Source organism: Enterobacter sp. 241F3, from assembly GCF_034106785.1.
GTDB classification, from domain to species: domain Bacteria; phylum Pseudomonadota; class Gammaproteobacteria; order Enterobacterales; family Enterobacteriaceae; genus Enterobacter; species Enterobacter vonholyi.
The window spans coordinates 44,853-61,117 of the sequence record NZ_JAWNDD010000011.1 but is presented as its reverse complement, the minus strand read 5'-3'; the positions used below and the strand labels follow the sequence as shown (position 1 = coordinate 61,117).

Here is a 16,265-nt window from a genome sequence, read left to right as displayed (position 1 = left end):
GACTATACGCTAGTACCATCTACTCCCAATTTTGACCGGTCGGTGCGACAATAGGGCCGTTTCTGCAGCCAAAGAAATAATTGATTGAAAAATATACAAAGGGAGTTGTAAGAAGCCATCTTTATTACTTCTGAGGCTGTGGCTTCATGGTTATACTTCCGGGACTAACATTTGTTGAGAGCAATCCATTGTGAATCTATTCACCGCCGTTACTGAACTGATCAGTATTTTTTTATTCACAACCTGTTTTTTGTTCATTGCGCGCAAGGTGGCAAAACGAATAGGGTTGGTGGATAAGCCTAATTTTCGTAAACGCCATCAGGGACTTATTCCTTTAGTCGGCGGGATTTCTGTTTACGCAGGGATTTGCTTCACGTTTGGTATTGCTGACTATTATATCCCGCATGCCGCCCTCTATATTGCCTGCGCCGGTGTCCTGGTGTTAGTCGGGGCTCTTGATGACCGCTTCGATATCGCGGTGAAAATACGCGCCACCGTTCAGGCGGCCATTGGCGTGGTGATGATGGTTGTCGGCGGACTGTATCTGCGTAGCCTCGGCTATGTGTTTGGCCCGTGGGAGTTAGTTCTGGGTCCATTTGGCTTCTTCCTGACGCTCTTTGCCGTCTGGGCGGCAATCAATGCTTTCAACATGGTGGACGGCATTGACGGCCTGCTCGGTGGACTGTCATCCGTTTCTTTCGCCGCTATTGGCATTATCTTATGGTTTGATGGCCAGTACAGCCTGGCAATGTGGTGTTTTGCCATGATTGCCGCCATTCTGCCTTATATCCTCTTAAACCTCGGCGTGCTGGGCCGTCGCTATAAAGTCTTTATGGGGGACGCGGGCAGTACGCTGATTGGTTTTACGGTTATCTGGATCCTGCTTGAAACCACGCAGGGTCAAACCCACCCGATAAGTCCGGTAACCGCGCTTTGGATTATTGCCATTCCATTGATGGATATGGTGGCGATTATGTATCGCCGCCTGCGCAAAGGGATGAGTCCTTTCTCTCCAGACCGCCAACACATTCATCATCTCATCATGCGTGCGGGTTTTACTTCTCGTCAGGCGTTTGTGCTGATTACTCTGGCCGCTGCTATTTTGGCCGCAATTGGCGTAGCTGCAGAATATTCTCATATCATTCCTGAGTGGGTTATGTTGGCATTATTCTTGCTAGCATTTTTCCTGTACGGCTACTGCATCAAGCGCGCATGGAAAGTAGCGCGGTTCATAAAACGTATTAAACGCCGGATGCGTCGTAACAGTGGCAAAAACACAACATTAACTAAGTAAAACCGGGACTATGATGACTCAACCGTTGGCGGGAGCGAAATCAGTGGTAACTGAGAATGAACTGGATATTCGGGGTTTGTTTCGCGTGTTATGGGCAGGCAAACTTTGGATTGCGGGGATCGCGCTGGGTTTTGCACTGTTAGCGCTGGCCTATACGTTCTTTGCAAAACAAGAATGGAGCTCCACGGCAATCACGGACAAACCAACGGTTAACATGCTTGGGGGATACTATTCCCAGCAGCAATTCCTGCGAAACCTGGATATCAAAGCCAACCTCGCCACGCCAGATCAGGTCTCCGTTATGGATGAGGCTTATAAAGAGTTTGTGATGCAACTGGCTTCGTGGGATACGCGCCGCGACTTCTGGTCTCAGACGGATTATTACAAGCAGCGTCGGGTTGATAACACTAAAGCCGATGCCGCTCTGCTGGACGATCTGATTAACAATATTCAGTTTATGCCGGGCGATGCGCTGCGTAACGTGAACGACAGCGTCAAACTGATTGCAGAAACCGCGCCGGATGCTAACAACCTGTTGCGTCAGTATGTCGCGTTTGCCAGCCAGCGTGCCGCAAGCCATCTTAACGAAGAGCTTAAAGGCGCCTGGGCGGCTCGTACAATCCAGATGAAAGCACAGGTGAAACGTCAGGAAGAGGTGGCTAAAGCCATTTTCGCTCGTCGTGTTCATAATATTGAGCAGGCGCTGAAAATTGCGGAACAGCACAATATTTCCCGCACTGAGACGGACGTGCCGGCTGATGAGCTGCCTGATTCAGAGATGTTCCTCCTTGGCCGCCCCATGCTGCAGGCGCGCCTGGAAAACCTCCAGGCCGTCGGTCCTGATTTTGACCTCGATTACGATCAAAATCGCGCGATGCTCAACACGCTTAATGTAGGTCCTTCTCTGGACCCGCGTTTTCAGACCTATCGTTATTTGCGAACGCCTGAAGAACCTGTAAAACGCGATAGTCCGCGTCGTGCATTCCTGATGATTATGTGGGGGATTGTAGGCGCACTGACGGGCGCTGGCGTGGCGTTAACGCGTCGTCGCAAAAACTAAGAACGCCGTCTACGATGAAGGCTGCGGCCTTCATCGCCTAATCGAAGAGAATCGATGTGAAAGTACTAACCGTATTTGGCACCAGGCCGGAGGCCATTAAGATGGCACCTCTGGTTCATGCGCTGGCCAGCGATCCGGATATTGAAGCAAAAGTCTGCGTCACGGCCCAGCACCGTGAGATGCTCGACCAGGTCTTAACGCTCTTTTCCATCGTCCCGGATTACGACCTCAATATTATGAAACCGGGGCAAGGTTTAACGGAGATAACCTGTCGCATTCTGCAAGAGCTTAAGCCGATCCTGGAGTCATTCAAGCCTGACGTGGTGCTGGTACACGGTGACACCACCACTACCGTGGCGACAAGCCTGGCCGCGTTTTACCAGCGAATTCCTGTGGGGCATGTTGAGGCGGGTTTGCGTACCGGCAATCTTTATTCGCCGTGGCCGGAGGAGGCCAACCGCACGTTAACGGGCCATCTGGCGATGTACCACTTTGCGCCAACGGAAAATTCTCGTCAGAACCTGCTGCGTGAAAATATCGCCGATAACAAAATCTTTGTGACAGGCAATACGGTCATTGATGCGTTAATTTGGGTGCGTGACCGCGTTCTGGCAAATAGCGATCTTCAGAAAGACCTCGCTGCCCGCTATCCATTCCTGCACAACGGCAAAAAAACCATCCTGGTCACCGGCCACCGTCGCGAAAGCTTTGGCCGGGGTTTTGAGCAAATCTGTCACGCGCTGGCTGAAATCGCTGCGGAAAATGACGATGTGCAAATTGTCTATCCGGTCCATCTCAATCCTAACGTCAGCGAGCCGGTTAATCGCATTCTGGGCCATGTCGACAATGTTCTACTGATTGAACCGCAGGACTACATGCCGTTTGTCTGGCTAATGAATCACGCCTGGCTGATCCTCACCGATTCCGGCGGCATTCAGGAAGAAGCGCCCTCTCTCGGCAAGCCGGTACTGGTGATGCGTGAAACGACCGAACGTCCGGAAGCCGTCAAAGCCGGTACGGTGCGTCTGGTCGGCACCAACGCGCAGCTCATCGTCGAAGAGGTCACGCGCCTGCTGCATGACGATGAAGCGTATCAGGCGATGAGCCGGGCCCATAATCCGTATGGAGACGGGCAGGCTTGTGGCCGTATTTTGCATGCACTTAAACACAATCGGGTATCGCTATGAGTTTTACTACCATCTCTGTCATTGGTCTTGGCTACATCGGCTTGCCTACTGCGGCCGCGTTTGCCTCTCGTCAAAAACAGGTTGTCGGTGTGGATATTAACGCCCGCGCGGTAGAAACCATTAACCGTGGCGAAATTCATATTGTGGAACCCGATCTGGATCGTGTGGTGAAAGAGGCGGTGGAAGGAGGCTTCCTGCATGCCAGCACGACGCCCGTTGAAGCGGATGCCTATCTAATTGCAGTCCCAACCCCCTTTAAAGGCGACCACGAGCCCGACATGGCGTTCGTCGAGGCGGCGGCAAAATCAATCGCGCCTGTGCTGAAAAAAGGGGCGTTGGTAATCCTCGAGTCCACGTCTCCGGTGGGGGCGACTGAACAGATGTCGCAGTGGCTGGCAGAGGCCCGTCCAGACCTGAGCTTCCCACAGCAGGTTGGCGAGCAGGCGGATATCAACATCGCCTACTGCCCGGAGCGCGTACTCCCGGGCCAGGTCATGGTCGAACTGATTAAAAACGACCGCGTCATTGGCGGTATGACGCCAGTCTGTTCCGAACGTGCCAGCGCGCTGTATAAGATTTTCCTGGAAGGCGAGTGCGTGGTGACAAACTCCCGCACCGCCGAGATGTGCAAGCTGACGGAAAACAGCTTCCGTGACGTGAATATTGCCTTTGCGAACGAACTTTCACTCATCTGCGCCGATCAGGGAATTAACGTCTGGGAGCTGATTAGCCTGGCTAATCGCCATCCGCGTGTGAATATTCTCCAGCCAGGCCCGGGGGTGGGCGGACACTGTATTGCCGTCGACCCGTGGTTTATCGTGGCGCAGAATCCAGCGCAGGCGCGCCTGATTCGCACCGCGCGTGAAGTGAACGACAGCAAACCTCACTGGGTGCTCAATCAGGTCAAAACCACGGTAGCGGATTGTCTGGCAGAGAGCGGCAAGCGCGCCAGCGAGCTGAAAATTGCCTGTTTCGGTCTGGCATTCAAACCCAACATTGACGATCTGCGTGAAAGCCCGGCGATGGAAATTGCTGAGATGATTGCCGGATGGCACAAGGGGGAAACGCTGGTGGTTGAGCCGAATATCCATGAATTGCCGACAAAACTGGCGGGGCACTGCACGCTGACGGCGCTGGATGAAGCGCTCGCGACGGCGGACGTGCTGGTGCTGCTGGTGGATCACAAAGAGTTTAAAGCGACATCCGCTGATGCGGTGCGTCAGCAGTATGTAGTTGATACCAAAGGTGTCTGGCGTTGAACAGCCTGAACGGGGTACTCGAGCCCCTGCAGTGGGAGAGTACCTTTTTCAGTCTGCCGTCGGCCATCGTGCGTCTGAGCAATGACGCGCCGGTACTGACTGAACCAGATTTTACCGCCTGGCAACGGGTGCAGGCTAAGATCCCGGCGGAGCGAGCCGATCTGCTTGACGCGCTCCAGCAACACGGCTTTCAGCTGGTTGAAGGTGAGGTAGACTTTTCCATAACCCTCACCCGGCACGATGCGTCAGGCGCGGAAATTGCAACCGATCAGGACATCCCCGTGCTGCGTCAGATGGCGACCCAGGCGTTTGCGCAGAGCCGCTTTCGTGCGCCCTGGTATGCACCTGACGATAGCGGGCGTTTCTATGCCCAGTGGGTAGAGAATGCGGTTAAAGGCACCTTTGACCACGTCTGCCTGGTTTTCCGTGCAGGAGACGGTCAAATCAAGGGGTTCGTCTCGCTGCGTAAGCTCAACGAGCGCGAGGCGCGTATTGGCTTATTAGCCGGGCGCGGCATGGGTGAAAAACTCATGCAGGCGGCGCTGCACTGGTCGCAACAGCAACAGCTAGTGACGCTGCGGGTAGCGACCCAACTGGGCAACACCGCGGCGCTTAAACGTTATATTGCGAGTGGTGCCAACATCGACGCCACCGCCTACTGGTTATACAGGTGACAAGATGATTCCATTTAACGCACCACCCGTTGTCGGAACTGAACTCGACTATATGCAGTCTGCTATGGGCAGCGGCAAACTCTGTGGTGACGGCGGTTTCACCCGGCGCTGTCAGCAGTGGATGGAACAGCGTTTTCGCAGCGCCAAAGTGCTGCTGACCCCGTCCTGTACGGCATCGCTGGAAATGGCGGCACTGCTGCTGGATATCCAGCCCGGTGATGAAGTGATTATGCCGAGCTATACCTTCGTTTCCACGGCGAATGCTTTTGTCCTGCGCGGGGCGAAAATTGTTTTTGTGGATATCCGCCCGGATACCATGAACATTGATGAGACGCTGATTGAAGCAGCGATCACTGACAAAACGCGCGCGATCGTGCCGGTTCACTACGCGGGCGTGGCCTGTGAAATGGACACCATCATGGCCATCGCCAAAAAACATAATCTGTTCGTGGTGGAAGATGCCGCGCAGGGCGTGATGTCCACCTACAAGGGACGCGCGCTGGGCACTATCGGCCACATTGGCTGCTTTAGCTTCCACGAAACCAAAAACTACACGGCGGGCGGAGAAGGTGGCGCGACGCTGATTAACGACCGGGCTCTCGTGGAGCGTGCAGAAGTGATCCGCGAAAAAGGCACTAACCGCAGCCAGTTCTTCCGGGGGCAGGTAGACAAATACACCTGGCGCGATATCGGCTCCAGCTATTTGATGGCGGATCTGCAGGCTGCGTACCTGTGGGCGCAGCTGGAAGCGGCGGAGCGAATCAACCTTCAGCGTCTTTCCCTGTGGCAAACCTATTACGATGCGCTTGAGCCTCTGGCAAAAGCCGGGCGTATTGAACTGCCAACCATCCCGGCAGATTGCGTCCACAACGCGCATATGTTCTACATCAAGCTGCGCGATAACGACGACCGCAGCGAGCTCATCGCCTGGCTGAAAGAGGCCGAAATTATGGCGGTGTTCCACTATATCCCGCTGCACTCCAGTCCGGCCGGCGAAGCGTTTGGCACGTTTGCGGGTGAAGACCGCTACACCACTAAAGAAAGTGAGCGTTTGCTTCGCCTGCCACTGTTCTACAACCTCGCGCCCGTTAACCAGCGTACGGTGATTAATACCCTTCTGAGTTATTTCGGCTGATATGTCTCTGGCAAAAGCATCGGTGTGGACCGCCGCGTCCACGCTTGTAAAAATTGGCGCCGGGCTGTTGGTCGTCAAGCTGCTGGCCGTCTCATTTGGCCCCTCTGGTGTGGGGCTGGCGGGTAATTTCCGTCAGCTTATCACCGTCCTTGGTGTGCTGGCCGGTGCCGGTATCTTCAACGGCGTGACCAAATACGTTGCGCAGTATCACGATGATGCGGCTCAGCTGCGCAGAGTGGTGGGCACCTCTTCGGCTATGGTCACGGGTTTTTCAACCCTGATGGCGATTGTCTTTCTGCTGGCGGCGGCACCCATCAGCCAGGGATTGTTCGGGCACACCCATTACCAGGGGCTGGTGCGTCTGGTCGCATTGGTTCAGATGGGGATTGCCTGGGCTAACCTGCTGCTGGCGCTGATGAAAGGGTTTCGTGATGCTGCCGGAAACGCGCTTGCGTTAATCCTGGGCAGCGTCATCGGCGTGATTGCCTATTACTTTTGCTATCGCCTGGGCGGCTATGAAGGCGCACTGCTGGGGCTTGCGCTGGTCCCGGCGCTGGTGGTTGTGCCTGCGGCATTTATGCTGATGCGCCGGGGCGTCATCCCTCTTAGCTACCTGAAACCGCAATGGGACAAGGTCCTTGCCAGCCAGCTGGGTAAATTTACCCTGATGGCGCTCATTACCTCCGTCACGCTGCCGGTGGCCTACGTGATGATGCGAAACCTGCTGGCAGCGCATTATAGCTGGGATGAGGTCGGGATCTGGCAGGGCGTAAGCAGTATTTCCGACGCCTATCTCCAGTTTATTACGGCTTCCTTTAGCGTTTACCTGCTGCCAACCTTATCGCGACTGACGTCCAGACAGGAAATAACGCGCGAGATTTTCCGATCGCTGCGCTTTGTGTTACCGGCCGTCGCGGCTGCCAGCTTTACCGTCTGGCTACTGCGCGATGTCGCCATCTGGCTGCTGTTCTCGGCGAAATTCATCGCCATGCGCGATCTCTTTGCCTGGCAGCTGGTGGGGGATGTGCTGAAAGTGGGTGCATACGTTTTCGGCTACCTGGTGATTGCAAAAGCGTCCCTGCGGCTGTATATCCTGGCGGAAATTAGCCAGTTTGCGTTACTGACAGCATTTTCGCACTGGCTGATACCCATGCACGGCGCGCTGGGGGCGGCTCAGGCCTACATGGCAACCTATATCGTTTATTTCGCTGCCTGTTGCGGCGTATTTTTATTGTGGCGTAAACGCGCATGACTGCACTGATTCACATCCTGGGATCGGACATCCCACACCATAACCAGACCGTTTTGCGGTTTTTCAACGACGAGCTGGCATCGGGTAATCCAGATGCGCGTGAGTTTATGGTTGCAGGTCAGGATAAGGGCCTGAGCGAGGCGTTTCAGGCGCTGACGATTCGCTTTTGGCCGGATAAGGCCACGCTGGCGAAGGCGGTTGTCGCCAAAGCGAAAGCCGACCGCGAGCAACGATTCTTCTTCCACGGACAGTTTAATACCGGCCTGTGGCTGGCGCTTCTCAGCGGGGGAATTAAACCCTCCCAGTGCAGCTGGCATATCTGGGGAGCCGATCTCTACGAAGTCTCCCGAGGCTGGAAATTCCGTCTTTTCTATCCGTTGCGCCGCATGGCGCAGGGGCGCGTGGGCTGCGTTTTTGCTACCCGCGGCGATCTCAACTATTTTGCTAAACAGCACCCCAACGTGCGCGGCGAGTTGCTTTATTTCCCCACCCGCATGGATCCGGCGCTTAACGCCATGGCGAATGACACGGTGCGTGAAGGCAAACTAACGATCCTGGTGGGGAATTCCGGCGATCGTAGTAACGAACACGTCGCGGCGCTCAGGGCGGTGCATCAGCAGTTCGGCGACACGGTGAACGTGGTGGTGCCGATGGGTTATCCCGCCAATAACGACGCTTACATAGATGAGGTTCGCCGACAGGGGCTTGCGCTGTTTAGCGCAGAAAATCTGCACATTCTCAGCGATAAGCTGGAATTTGAGGAATATCTCGCGCTGCTGAGAAAATGCGATCTCGGCTATTTCATCTTTGCCCGACAGCAGGGGATTGGCACCCTATGTCTGCTGATTCAGGCGGGGGTACCGTGCGTGCTAAACCGCGAGAACCCGTTCTGGCAGGACATGGCCGAGCAGCATATTCCCGTGCTGTTTACCTCAGACACGCTGAACGTCGAGGTGGTACGGGAAGCCCAACGCCAGCTCACGCTGGTGGATAAAAATAGCATTGATTTTTTCAGCCCGAATTACCTCACGCCGTGGCACCGCGCGCTGCGTATCGCTTCAGGAGACAAAGTATGAGTCAGTTGCAATTCAGCGGCTTACTGATTGTCTGGCTTCTGAGCACCCTGTTTATCGCCACGCTTACCTGGTTTGAATTCCGCCGGGTGCGCTTCAACTTTAACGTGTTCTTCTCGTTACTGTTTCTGCTGACCTTCTTTTTCGGCTTCCCGCTAACCAGCATTCTGGTATTCCGTTTTGACGTGAGCGTCGCGCCGCCGGAAATCCTGCTCCAGGCGCTTCTGGCGGCAACCTGCTTCTATGCCGTCTATTACGTCACCTATAAAACGCGTCTGCGTTCAGCGCAGACAGCTGCCCCGCGTCGGGCGCTCTTTACCATGAATAGGGTGGAGACCCACCTGACGTGGGTGATGCTGATGACCATCGCCCTGGTCAGCGTCGGCATCTTCTTCATGCATAACGGCTTCCTGCTGTTTAAGCTCCACTCCTACAGCCAGATTTTTTCGGCCGAGGTTTCGGGCGTGGCGCTTAAGCGTTTCTTCTACTTCTTCATCCCGGCGATGCTGGTGATCTTCTTCCTGCGCCAGGACAGCAAAGCGTGGCTGTTCTTCCTGGTTAGCACCGTCGCGTTTGGCATCCTGACCTACATGATCGTGGGCGGCACGCGCGCGAACATCATCATCGCCTTCGCGATCTTCCTGTTTATCGGCATCATCCGCGGCTGGATCTCATTGTGGATGCTGGTTGCGGCAGGCGCGTTTGGCATTGTGGGTATGTTCTGGCTGGCGCTAAAGCGCTATGGAATGAACGTGGCGGGAGATGAGGCGTTTTACACGTTCCTTTACCTGACGCGCGATACCTTCTCGCCGTGGGAAAACCTGGCGTTGCTGCTGCAAAACTACGACAAGATTGATTTCCAGGGGCTGGCGCCGATTGTTCGCGACTTCTACGTATTTATCCCTTCCTGGCTATGGCCGGACCGGCCTGGCGTGGTGCTTAACACGGCAAATTACTTTACCTGGGAAGTGCTGAACAACCATTCTGGTCTGGCAATCTCGCCAACGCTGATTGGTTCCCTGGTGGTGATGGGAGGAGCGTGGTTCATTCTCCCCGGGGCGGTTGCCGTGGGGCTGATTATCAAGTGGTTCGACTGGCTTTACGTGCGTGGCAACGAAGAGACCAACCGCTATAAGGCCGCCATTTTGCACAGTTTCTGCTTTGGTGCCATTTTCAATATGATCGTTCTGGCGCGCGAAGGGCTGGACTCGTTCGTTTCGCGCGTGGTGTTCTTCATGGTTGTTTTCGGCCTCTGCCTGTTACTGGCCAAACTGCTGTACTGGCTGTTTGACAGCGCAGGGCTTGTGCACAGGCGCGAGCGGCAGGGCAGCACAACGCTGTCGCAAGTCTGAGTAAGGATAGTAATGACTGATAAAATTTCTGCACCGCGCTATGCGCTACGTGGCCTGCAGCTTATTGGCTGGCGCGACATGCAGCACGCGCTGGACTTTCTTTTCGCCGACGGCCAGATGAAATCCGGTACGCTGGTGGCGATCAACGCGGAAAAAATGCTGGCGGTTGAGGATAACGCGGAAGTCAAAAGCCTGATTGAAGCGGCGGAATTTAAATACGCGGACGGGATCAGCGTGGTCCGCTCTATCCGTAAAAAGTATCCTGACGCTAATGTATCTCGCGTGGCGGGGGCCGATCTCTGGGAGCAGCTTATGGCCCGCGCAGGTGAACAGGGCACGCCCGTGTTCCTGATTGGCGGGAAGCCGGAGATACTGGCCCAGACGGAGGAGAAACTGCGTCGTCAATGGAATGTTAATATTGTCGGCAGTCAGGATGGTTACTTCAAACCGGAAGATCGGCAGGCTCTGTTTGAGCGCGTTCGTGACAGCGGGGCGAAGATTGTCACCGTGGCGATGGGCTCCCCGCGCCAGGAGATCCTGATGCGCGACTGCCGTCTGGTCTGTCCGGATGCCCTCTACATGGGCGTCGGCGGTACGTACGACGTCTTTACCGGCCACGTTAAGCGTGCGCCCAAGGTATGGCAAAATCTGGGGCTGGAGTGGCTGTACCGTCTGCTATCGCAACCGACGCGCATTAAACGACAGATCCGTCTGCTTCGCTACCTCGCCTGGCATTACACCGGGAAAATGTAATCAAAATGTAGCGCGATATGCTATTCGCGCTGCAACTCGCCTGCAAAACTGCTGATAATCTGTGCAATGCATTCATTTTTTTAATGCATCGTTTGCCATTTGGCAGATTTTAAGAAACCATTCGCTCCGTATTTTAGTACCCCTAAAAAACAATACCCGGTATTAAGCCGGGAAACAGCAAACACAATCGAGGATCTATGGCAGAGAAAAAACCGGAGCTACAGCGTGGGCTGGAAGCTCGTCATATTGAACTGATAGCGCTGGGCGGCACTATCGGCGTGGGCCTGTTTATGGGCTCCGCAAGCACGCTCAAATGGGCAGGCCCTTCCGTATTACTGGCTTACATAATTGCCGGGCTGTTTGTTTTCTTCATCATGCGTTCCATGGGCGAAATGCTCTTCCTGGAGCCGGTAACCGGCTCCTTCGCCGTTTACGCGCATCGTTATATGAGCCCGTTCTTCGGCTACCTGACGGCCTGGTCATACTGGTTTATGTGGATGGCGGTGGGGATCTCAGAGATCACTGCGATAGGGGTTTACGTCCAGTTCTGGTTCCCTGACATGGTCCAGTGGATTCCCGCGCTCATCGCCGTGGGGCTGGTGGCGCTGGCAAACCTGGCTGCCGTGCGCCTTTACGGTGAGATTGAGTTCTGGTTCGCAATGATTAAAGTCACCACGATTATCGTAATGATTGTCGTCGGCCTGGGCGTGATTTTCTTCGGCTTTGGCAACGGTGGACACGCTATCGGCTTTGGCAATCTGACCGAAAACGGCGGCTTCTTTGCCGGCGGCTGGAAGGGCTTCCTGACGGCGCTGTGTATCGTTGTGGCCTCGTATCAGGGCGTGGAGCTGATCGGTATTACCGCCGGTGAAGCGAAAAACCCGCAGGTCACGCTGCGTAGCGCGGTGGGCAAAGTGCTGTGGCGTATCCTGATTTTCTATGTGGGCGCGATCTTCGTTATCGTGACCATCTTCCCGTGGAACGAAATTGGCACGACGGGTAGCCCGTTTGTTTTAACCTTTGCCAAAATTGGCATCACGGCAGCGGCGGGTATCATCAACTTTGTGGTCCTGACGGCAGCGTTGTCAGGCTGTAACAGTGGGATGTACAGCTGTGGGCGTATGCTCTATGCGCTTTCGAAGAATAACCAGCTGCCTGCGGTGATGAGTAAAGTTTCACGTGCCGGCGTGCCGGTGGCGGGTGTGGCGGTTTCCATTGCAATACTGCTGATTGGCTCTTGCCTGAATTACATTATTCCTAACCCGCAGCGCGTGTTCGTTTACGTTTACAGCGCCAGCGTGCTGCCGGGCATGGTGCCGTGGTTTGTTATCCTCATCAGCCAGCTGCGTTTCCGTCATGCGCATAAAAAAGCGATTGAAAGCCATCCGTTCCGCTCAATTCTGTTCCCGTATGCGAACTATTTGACGATGGCGTTCCTGATTTGCGTATTAATCGGGATGTACTTTAATGAAGATACCCGCATGTCGCTGTTTGTCGGGGTGATCTTCCTGGCGGCTGTGACGGCCGCATATAAGCTTTTTGGCCTGGGTCGCCGTGCCACCACGCAGAAAGTGGAGGAATAAACGGCAAAATGTGCAAACCATAACCAAACGCGCATTTTTTTCAAAAAAGCACTAGACAGCGGGGACGGAGGTACGTAATATCCAGCCCCGCAACGGCGCTAAGCGCCCGTAGCTCAGCTGGATAGAGCGCTGCCCTCCGGAGGCAGAGGTCTCAGGTTCGAATCCTGTCGGGCGCGCCATTTTAGTCCCGGCGCTAGAGCTGCGGTGGTCTGAGAAGTAGTCAGTACCGCGTGAAAGAATACAGTGGTGGCTATAGCTCAGTTGGTAGAGCCCTGGATTGTGATTCCAGTTGTCGTGGGTTCGAATCCCATTAGCCACCCCATTATTTGAAAGAGTTGTGAATTGCGAAGGTGGCGGAATTGGTAGACGCGCTAGCTTCAGGTGTTAGTGTCCTTTGGATGTGGGGGTTCGAGTCCCCCCCCTCGCACCACGACTTTTTAAATGAATTGAACTAAAAATTCAAAAAGCAGTACATCGGCGAGTAGCGCAGCTTGGTAGCGCAACTGGTTTGGGACCAGTGGGTCGGAGGTTCGAATCCTCTCTCGCCGACCAATTTTGAACCCCGCTTCGGCGGGGTTTTTTGTTTTCTGAGATTCTTCATCCCTGTAGTCATTCCCCAACAATGTCCTTTTCGTTGTCGCAATCCAGCGACATGCAACTCATTGAAAGTTAGATAAAAAACCATTTATGGGTTTTGCTGTCTCCTCCTGGCGACATATGCCCGCCTTTTCCCGATACGTTTTAGAGCTTAAAACGGCGCTTAGCAGCATAATTTCCTTTTATCTTAAAATGTTGCGTTATGTAAAAGTTCTGGCTGTCATGTTGGCACGTTACGTGCAATAATATGCGTGTAGATGCTCATTCCATCTCTTATGTTCGCCTTAGTGCCTCATAAACTCAGGAATGACGCAGAGCCATTTACGGTGCTTATCGTCCACTGACAGATGTCGCTTCGGCCTCATCAGACACCATGGACACAACGTTGAGTGAAGCACCAAATATGTTGTCTTACAGACCTGTTTTAACGCCTGCTTTTATAGCAGGCGTTTTTTTATGCCTTATTCCCGATACCGGCGCACGATCAGGGCAACCATCACCAGAGCCGTTGCGGAGACAGCATAGAGTGCCGCTACTGAGCCAAACCCGGCAGCCACTGCCGCTGCAATGCCGGTGAAGAGAGAGGCGCTGAGCGTTTGCCAGCGCCAGGCTTTCCCACTGGCTGACGCGGTTTGCGTAATATGAAAACTACTGAGAACGCCAAACGTCCCGGCCGCGAACAGAATATTCGAAGCCAGATGCGCGATAAAGATCGCCCCCAGCGCACATGCCATCCACCCGGACAACAACGGTAGCGTTCCATAAGCGGCCAGAAAGATGCCCAGACAAAAGATGATGCGCGGTGTGCGAGCGGCGAAGCGCGTCAGACTCTCTTTTTTTAGCAGCATGGGGCCGCAAAGCTGTCCCATGCTCCTTGCAAAAAGCAGAGGCAGGGCAAGACCCGCCGCATCCTGAGGATGGATTTGCTGTGCCAGGGCCGGAAGCAGCGCCATGGCCGGTGAGCCAACGGCCGCCAGCGACGGCAGGATGAGCAGACTGCGTTTCTGCCGAACGGTCAACGTCCTCCAGCATAATGCCGCAGGGGCTTCCTCTTCCTCGAGAGGCTGGAGTGAAGGCGCAGAAAACCGGCGTCCAGCCAGCCATAGCATGAGCAGTGATCCGAGAAAGCTGGCGGCATCAATGGCCAGCAGGGTAAACACGGACGTCTTCTGGAACAGCACCACGCCCAGGCCTGTCCCTAATAATACCTGCGAAGCAAAAATCACATTTTCCAGACAGGTTGCAGCAGGCAGCTCTGCTTCGCTGAGACCGCGCTTAAAGAGCAACGTCAGCGCGGGCCAGCTCATCCCGCTGAGCATCGCCTCGGTGGATTGCACAGCGAGCAATGCGGCAACGCTGTGGTAACCCACGCCAAGCAGGGGAAAGAGCAGGGCGAGCAGGCCCAGCCCTTCGGTCAGTATCAGCAGGGATATCGGAGAACAGCGTGAGCACAGCTTTTCGCCGATCGTACTGCCGATAAATCCCGGTATCGTAGCGAAAAGAAAAGCGAGTGTGAGCAGACCGGGCGGAGCTGACCACGCTAACAGCAAGCCGAAGACCACGACCTGGGTTAAGCCATTCCCCAGCGAAGAAAAGATAAAAGCACAGGCAAGCAGGCGCAGCCAGCGGTGGCAGCGCAGCGCTTCAATAAGCGCATATAAAAGCGAGTTCATGACGATTTCCTTTCAAAAACGATTTAGTCCACGCTGCAGAAAGTGCGCGTGTGTGAAAAAAAGTTAATGAAAAGACATCGTTACATTGGCGGGTTCGTTTGCGGATGCGGGTGTAAAGAATGTAGCAGGAGAAATGCGATAAAAAAAGGAGGCCATCTGGCCTCCTGATGAATTACTGCTGCGTACCGTTATTTTGCAGCGTCAGCAACAGCCCATCACGGCGCATGGCGGCCGCCTCTTCCGGCTTATGCTGCTTGTCCAGCGTATCGGCAAGCCACGCGTAGTCGAAGGCATCCGGACGCTGCTTCAGCGCCGCGCGAAAGGCGAGGCTTGCCTCCTGCCATTCGCCGTGCTTCATCAACGACTGGCCAAGCGTGCTCCACAGCAGCGGGCGGTCACCAACGGTTTTAATCTGCTGGCGCAGCACTTTTTCTATTTGCTCAGGATTGTTGGTTTTCAGGCGCGGGATTACCATCACCAGGCGATCGTCGTACTGGCGCTTCAGACCGTCGAGGAGGATCTCCTGAGCCGTGTCGTGATCGTCACACTCAATGAGGTGTTCCGCCATTGCCACCTGCAGAGGAACCTGCTGGCGCGTTTTACGGCTCTGATTCTTCCACCACGTTTTCAGACCGTCGCTGCCCAGGTCAGCGCGCGCCTGATCCATCAGGCCAATCCACGCCAGACGCTGAAGCTCGTCACGATGTTCATCGTCGCCTACCTCGGCCTTCGCCATCGACGGAATGATGTCCAGCAGTGAACCCCAGGCGCCGGTACGAATATAGGCCTGCTCGGCAAGACGCAGCACTTCCGGATGACGTGGCGCGACTTCCAGGAGACGGTCGATACCGTGGCGAGCAGCGTGATTCTCATTGCGTGCCAGCTGCAGACGAACGCGCGTGATTTCCACCGGAATCGGGTCGCCGTGAGCCAGCTCAGCCGCCCGCTCCAGGTGCTGATTAGCGCGGGCTTCATCACCGCGCTGCTGCGCCGCTTCGGCCGCCAGCAGATAGTTCACTACCGGCTGTTCGGCGTGGTCGGCGTTTTTCGACATCAGCTTTTCAACCTGCTGATAGTCACCCTCGGCGAGCTTAAGCAGCGCCTGCTCGGTCTGTTTACGGGCGCGGCGGCGCTTACGGCCAACGAACCAGCCGCGCGTATGGGCACCGGTACGGAAAATACGGCGCAGGATCCACTCGATCGCAAATAGCACCACCACGCCGAGGATCAGAATGATCGTCAGACCCGTTACGCTGGTTTCAATGTTGTAGTTATCGGTCTGGATCAGGACGTAACCCTGATGACCCGCAAGCATAGGCCCGAGGACGATCCCGGCGATCAGCAGGATGAAGAGTAAGAGAACTTTTAGCATC

13 protein-coding genes and 4 tRNA genes are annotated in these 16,265 nt (G+C 55.0%); 15 read left to right on the top strand and 2 right to left on the bottom strand.

The genetic code is table 11. The annotated features are described in order from the left end of the window. Positions 1-190 precede the first annotated feature (190 nt). The 15 genes from wecA (at position 191) to UR504_RS20095 (ending at position 13,174) form a co-directional block, all read left to right on the top strand. A complete protein-coding gene (gene wecA, locus UR504_RS20165) occupies positions 191-1,294 on the top strand; it encodes a UDP-N-acetylglucosamine--undecaprenyl-phosphate N-acetylglucosaminephosphotransferase (protein ID WP_111963514.1) in 1,104 nt (367 codons plus the stop codon). Positions 1,295-1,307: 13 nt separating this feature from the next. Continuing rightward, complete coding sequence (gene wzzE, locus UR504_RS20160; RefSeq protein WP_111963515.1) at positions 1,308-2,354, top strand: ECA polysaccharide chain length modulation protein; 1,047 nt, start codon at positions 1,308-1,310, stop codon at positions 2,352-2,354. 56 nt (positions 2,355-2,410) lie between these two features. Then, positions 2,411-3,541, top strand: a complete 1,131-nt coding sequence (wecB, locus tag UR504_RS20155) for a non-hydrolyzing UDP-N-acetylglucosamine 2-epimerase (protein ID WP_115877005.1) — start codon at positions 2,411-2,413, stop codon at positions 3,539-3,541. After that, positions 3,538-4,800: a UDP-N-acetyl-D-mannosamine dehydrogenase gene (wecC, locus tag UR504_RS20150; RefSeq protein ID WP_302238211.1), complete on the top strand. Its 1,263-nt coding sequence runs from the start codon at positions 3,538-3,540 to the stop codon at positions 4,798-4,800. The genes wecB and wecC overlap by 4 nt, the downstream gene beginning before the upstream one ends. After that, on the top strand, positions 4,797-5,474 hold the full coding sequence (rffC, locus tag UR504_RS20145; protein WP_302238208.1) for a dTDP-4-amino-4,6-dideoxy-D-galactose acyltransferase: 678 nt from the start codon (positions 4,797-4,799) through the stop codon (positions 5,472-5,474). Before wecC ends, rffC begins: the two co-directional genes overlap by 4 nt. A gap of 4 nt (positions 5,475-5,478) precedes the next feature. Next, positions 5,479-6,609 (top strand): dTDP-4-amino-4,6-dideoxygalactose transaminase, encoded by a 1,131-nt coding sequence (rffA, locus tag UR504_RS20140; RefSeq protein ID WP_023309640.1) that lies wholly within the window; start codon positions 5,479-5,481, stop codon positions 6,607-6,609. Between the two features lies 1 nt (position 6,610). Beyond that, positions 6,611-7,861, top strand: coding sequence for a lipid III flippase WzxE (gene wzxE / locus UR504_RS20135; protein WP_111963520.1), 1,251 nt, complete (start codon positions 6,611-6,613; stop codon positions 7,859-7,861). Then, complete coding sequence (locus UR504_RS20130; protein ID WP_271369691.1) at positions 7,858-8,937, top strand: TDP-N-acetylfucosamine:lipid II N-acetylfucosaminyltransferase; 1,080 nt, start codon at positions 7,858-7,860, stop codon at positions 8,935-8,937. Before wzxE ends, UR504_RS20130 begins: the two co-directional genes overlap by 4 nt. Next, positions 8,934-10,286, top strand: coding sequence for an ECA oligosaccharide polymerase (wzyE, locus tag UR504_RS20125; protein WP_111963522.1), 1,353 nt, complete (start codon positions 8,934-8,936; stop codon positions 10,284-10,286). Before UR504_RS20130 ends, wzyE begins: the two co-directional genes overlap by 4 nt. Before the next feature lie 12 nt (positions 10,287-10,298). Beyond that, complete coding sequence (gene wecG, locus UR504_RS20120; protein WP_115877011.1) at positions 10,299-11,039, top strand: lipopolysaccharide N-acetylmannosaminouronosyltransferase; 741 nt, start codon at positions 10,299-10,301, stop codon at positions 11,037-11,039. A 197-nt stretch (positions 11,040-11,236) separates the two neighbouring features. After that, complete coding sequence (gene thrP / locus UR504_RS20115) at positions 11,237-12,622, top strand: bifunctional threonine/serine APC transporter ThrP (RefSeq protein ID WP_111963524.1); 1,386 nt, start codon at positions 11,237-11,239, stop codon at positions 12,620-12,622. 102 nt (positions 12,623-12,724) lie between these two features. Continuing rightward, positions 12,725-12,801 (top strand) — tRNA-Arg (locus UR504_RS20110). 67 nt (positions 12,802-12,868) lie between these two features. Further along, positions 12,869-12,944 (top strand) — tRNA-His (locus UR504_RS20105). 22 nt (positions 12,945-12,966) lie between these two features. Further along, positions 12,967-13,052 (top strand) — tRNA-Leu (locus tag UR504_RS20100). A gap of 45 nt (positions 13,053-13,097) precedes the next feature. Further along, positions 13,098-13,174: transfer RNA gene (locus UR504_RS20095), tRNA-Pro, on the top strand. A 506-nt stretch (positions 13,175-13,680) separates the two neighbouring features. Here UR504_RS20095 and UR504_RS20090 read toward each other — a convergent pair. Further along, a complete protein-coding gene (locus tag UR504_RS20090) occupies positions 13,681-14,892 on the bottom strand; it encodes an MFS transporter (RefSeq protein ID WP_302238199.1) in 1,212 nt (403 codons plus the stop codon). Positions 14,893-15,064: 172 nt separating this feature from the next. After that, entirely contained in the window at positions 15,065-16,264 is a 1,200-nt protein-coding gene (gene hemY, locus UR504_RS20085; protein WP_008501551.1) for a protoheme IX biogenesis protein HemY, read from the bottom strand. Between the last annotated feature and the right edge of the window lies 1 nt (position 16,265).